Source organism: Rhodococcus sp. EPR-134, assembly GCF_001647205.1.
GTDB lineage: Bacteria > Actinomycetota > Actinomycetes > Mycobacteriales > Mycobacteriaceae > Rhodococcus_F > Rhodococcus_F qingshengii.
The window spans coordinates 1-4,044 of sequence record NZ_LVCT01000673.1 but is presented as its reverse complement, the minus strand read 5'-3'; the positions used below and the strand labels follow the sequence as shown (position 1 = coordinate 4,044).

Annotated in this window: 5 protein-coding genes; 3 read left to right on the top strand and 2 right to left on the bottom strand. The window is 61.5% G+C overall.

Going from position 1 to position 4,044, the window contains the following annotated elements; genetic code table 11:
- The first annotated feature begins 252 nt into the window (after positions 1-252).
- Positions 253-1,458, top strand: coding sequence for an enhanced intracellular survival protein Eis (locus A2J01_RS29350; RefSeq protein ID WP_064114141.1), 1,206 nt, complete (start codon positions 253-255; stop codon positions 1,456-1,458).
- A 65-nt stretch (positions 1,459-1,523) separates the two neighbouring features.
- Positions 1,524-2,087, top strand: a complete 564-nt coding sequence (locus A2J01_RS29345; RefSeq protein WP_003939753.1) for a GtrA family protein — start codon at positions 1,524-1,526, stop codon at positions 2,085-2,087.
- Positions 2,088-2,123: 36 nt separating this feature from the next.
- Here A2J01_RS29345 and A2J01_RS37090 read toward each other — a convergent pair whose 3' ends face one another.
- The gene (locus A2J01_RS37090; protein WP_223304510.1) at positions 2,124-2,282 is read right to left on the bottom strand and encodes a hypothetical protein; all 159 of its coding nucleotides are present in this window, start codon (positions 2,280-2,282) and stop codon (positions 2,124-2,126) included.
- A gap of 55 nt (positions 2,283-2,337) precedes the next feature.
- On the opposite strand from A2J01_RS37090, the gene A2J01_RS29340 reads away from it, so the two are divergent.
- Positions 2,338-3,459, top strand: a complete 1,122-nt coding sequence (locus A2J01_RS29340) for a tyrosine-protein phosphatase (protein WP_082900981.1) — start codon at positions 2,338-2,340, stop codon at positions 3,457-3,459.
- Between the two features lie 65 nt (positions 3,460-3,524).
- Here the strand turns inward: A2J01_RS29340 and A2J01_RS29335 are convergent.
- A partial coding sequence (locus A2J01_RS29335; protein WP_156519443.1) for an LLM class flavin-dependent oxidoreductase occupies positions 3,525-4,044 on the bottom strand: 520 nt, incomplete at its 5' end.

Genomic DNA, 4,044 nt, shown 5'->3' with positions numbered 1-4,044 from the left:
GCGTCGTGCGCGCCGCGCTTCTCCTCGATGTCGAGCCGAATGGCATCCAGCTCGCGCCCGAGTGCCTCGACGTCTTCCTCGGTGAGATGGGCATATTCCTTGATGTCGGTGATCGCCACAGTGTTTCTCCGTATCGGTTTTCTCCGTGCCGCAGGACTGGTCCGTCGGGCGGTACCCCTGGGAGCCGGTGCGGAAACGTCAGCCCCGATATTCATGTGCGTCTTCGTGCAATCTATGCCAGAGTCGATACACGTGAGCCCCGAAAACAAGATCACCATCCGCACCGCGACCGAGAGTGACTGGCCGGCTCTCCAACTACTCGACTCGGTGGGGTTCGGTTTTCACCCGTCTCCCGCGGTCAGCGAACTGACGAAGGCGCTCTACAAGCCCGAGGACATCATCCTTGCCGTCGACGGTGACCTACCCGTCGGCGTGGCCATCGAAATCGACATGGAATTCACCGTGCCCGGCGGACGCCAACTCCCCACGCGCGGAATCACCTGGGTATCCGTCGCCCCGACTCACCGTCGTCGTGGCGTCCTACGCTCGATGTTCACTGCGCTTCATGCCCACATCGAGTCGACCGGAGCACCGCTTGCCGCCCTGACGGCCAGCGAGGCCGGCATCTACAACCGCTTCGGATACGGCCCGGCCACCTTCAGCGAAGGCATCACCCTCGATCGCCGCTTCGCACGATTCCGCCCCGAGGTGCCCAACAATGGTGGCGTGTCCATCGTCGACATCAAAGCTGCCTCGACGCTTCTTCCCGAGCTCTACGACCGCTGGCGGCTGCAGACACCCGGCGCTCAGGTCCGTCCGCAACCGCTCTGGGACCATATGTTCGCCGACCCGTCCGAGGATCGTGACGGCGCCTCCGGACTGTTCTTTCTGACACACGCGGACGGATACATCGCTTACCGGCACACGAGCGAGGGCCGCGACAGCATCGCCCGGATCGACGAGTTCGTGACGATCACCGAAGATGCGCACGCGGCGCTGTGGCGCACGATCTGCGGCCTCGACCTCGTCACCCGGATCGAGACACGCCAGCATCCTGCCGATCCACTCCGGCTGATGCTCACGGACTACCGCCTTGCCCGGACGACGACGCGCTCCGATCGACTGTGGCTGCGCATCATGGACGTTCCCGCGGCTCTCGAGGCTCGTGAATATGCTGCTGACCTGGACACAGTCATCAAGGTCGAAGATCCGTTCCTGAAGGCCGGCGGAACCTTCGCACTTCAGGTCAAGGACGGCAAGGCCACCTGTACGGCCACTGACGCGGTGCCTGCGATCACGATGCCCTCTGATGTCCTGAGCAGCTTGTACCTGGGCGAGCACCAGGCCAAGACCTTCGCGGCGGCGCACCGACTCCACGCGTCCGATCCGCAGGAGATCCTGAATTTCGACTTCGCTTTCAACGCGCAGAAGCCCGCAATTCTCGGGTACGGATTCTGATGATCTTGCCGACACGGGCATCGACGATTTGTGCCCTCGGTCGTATTCAGGGTTAGCCTCGAACAATGGCGTTTGTCGAAAAGATGGTCAATAGGCTTCCTGAGCGGGTTCTCGTGCGCGTCCTGCCGCACGCAGAAATGCTCAAGTTCCTGGTGGTCGGCGGCATCGCCTTCATCGTCACCACGGTGCTGTTCTTCGGCATCAAGTGGACGGTTCTGCCTCAGCACCCGGTGACGGCCAACATCCTTGCGGTCCTGATCGCGACGGTTCTGTCCTACGTCCTCAACCGCGAATGGTCGTTTGCGCAGCGCGGTGGTCGACAGCGCCATCACGAGGCCGCTCTGTTCTTCATCGTCGCGGGTATCGGTTTGGCCATCAACCAGGTACCACTCTGGACCTCCCGGTACGTGTTCCATCTGCGTCAACCCGAGGTGTCGGTGTTGATGGAAAACTTCGCGGACTTCATCAGCGGATCGATCATCGGGACCCTGCTGGCGACGGCCTTCCGCTGGTGGGCCATGCGTCGGTACGTCTTCCCCGAAGAAGCCACCGACAGCCAGGTCGTTCTCGACATCGAAGCGACTCCCGGCACCAAGACGCCGACAACCGACGCCACCGCCCTCGACTGACTCCCGGATCGACGCACCCGATCGCTCGCGCTTCGATCAGAGTTCGTCGATTGCGATCAACCCGTCCTGCAGCGCCCGCGCAAGCAGTGCCATCTTTGTCGGCGCGATGCTCCTGAACGGGCTGGCCCATCCCTGATCATCATCGGCGACAAGCACTCCAGCCTGCAGTTTTCCCGCTCTGCACAACACGGTCACGACACAGTGATCACTGGTGCGTAGCCTCCGATTTCCAATTGGATTCGGAGGACCCATGGCTACTTGCAAAACTCGAGTTCTTGCGCTGTCGGCGGCAGGACTCATGCTCGTACTCGGCGCATGCAGCAAGGCCGAGTCGGCGAAAACGCCGACCGACCTCGACGTGACATCAGCGTCCGCCGGACACTACTCACTGGTCTGGGAACACGGCGGCTCGGAAAAGGTGCGTGTATTCGCCGCCACCGACCCGAAAAACCCAGCCGCAGAAGGAAAGGAAATTGGCACGGTCGACGGCTTCTCCACTGAGGTCGACGGCCTCGACCCACTGTCACGCTGGTACTTCGAGGTCATAGACGAGGACGGCACTTCCACCATCGCGTCAACCCGCCACGTGACGCTGCAGGGCGCAGCCAACGTGCGTGATGTCGGCGGATACGAGACAGCCGACGGCCGATCAGTCAAGTGGGGCCTGGTTTTTCGTGGCGACCGCTTGAGCGATCTGACTGCTGACGATCAACAAACGATCGAGAACGCAGGCATCCGGACCGTTGTCGATTTCCGAGGTGACAGCGAGATCGCAAAGGACGGAGCAGACAAGGTTCCCGCGAACGTGAAAGTGGTCAACACGGCAGCCCTGGATGCCGGCACTCAGGCTCTTGCCACAGCGATTACGAGTGCCCTGAAATCTGGTGACCCTGCAATCGTGGAGCAGGTGCTCGGGGGCGGTGAAGCCGTCCGGATCAGCGACACCGGCGCCGTCGACCAACTGTCCAAGCCTGACGGAATGGCCGGGTATTCCCAAGCCCTACGGACCATCGCCGATTCCGAGTCCGCAGTCGCTTACCACTGCACGGCAGGCAAAGACCGCACTGGACTGATGACAGCTCTACTTCTCGGCATTCTGGGTGTTCCTGACAAGACCATCGTCGACGACTTCGTCCTGTCGAACACCTACAACAAAGCCAAGAACGAACAGACCTACACGTTTCTGTCTTCGAAAGGAATCGATGTCGATCTGTTGAAACCTTTGATGGAGCAGCGTCCCAGCCAGATTCAGCCAGTACTCGACAAGATTCGCGACCAGTTCGGTGGGTGGGAGAAGTTTTCGCAGGACGTGCTGAAACTTGACGCCGACACGATCGCAAAGCTCCGGAGCAAATTGCTGACCAAGCAATAACTGATCGACGTTCCGACAGCAATGACCGGCAGCCGCTCCGATGGCTGCCGGTCACGCCCGCACTCCTAGTTACTCAGCCCCAGCCGCTTCGAGCATTCGGCCATTTCGTCGATGATCAGTTCCAGCGACGTGCCACGACGACTCGCGGACAACACGATTCGATCGGCTCCCAACCCGCGTGCCCAGTCGAGTTTCGCTTCGTCGAGCCTGGGCAGTGTCGCACCGAGTACCAGCGATACGTCGGCAGGATCTCGATCTGCCTTCACCGCAGCCGCTTTCATTGCCGCTACAGCCTTGTCGCGATCTTCACCGGCCAGTCCCAGCGGCTGGAAACCGTCACCCAACCGGCCTGCTCGCCGAGCAGCAGCGAGACTGTGTCCACCGATGTAGAGCGGAACTCCGGATTCGCGGTGCGGCTTCGGCCAGCTGTACGCACCCTTGAACGAGAAGTAATCGCCGTCGAAATCGACTGCTTCCTTGCCCGCCCAGAGTGAACGCATCACCGCGATGGCCTCATCGGCTACCTTGCCGCGGCGCTCGAAGTCACCGCCGCACGCCTCGATCTCTTCCTTCATCCACCCCAGG

Coding starts and splice junctions, on each gene's coding strand:
- A2J01_RS29345 (WP_003939753.1), top strand. CDS start 1,524: ATGGCGTTTGTCGAAAAGATGGTCAATAGGCTTCCTGAGCGGGTTCTC.
- A2J01_RS29340 (WP_082900981.1), top strand. CDS start 2,338: ATGGCTACTTGCAAAACTCGAGTTCTTGCGCTGTCGGCGGCAGGACTC.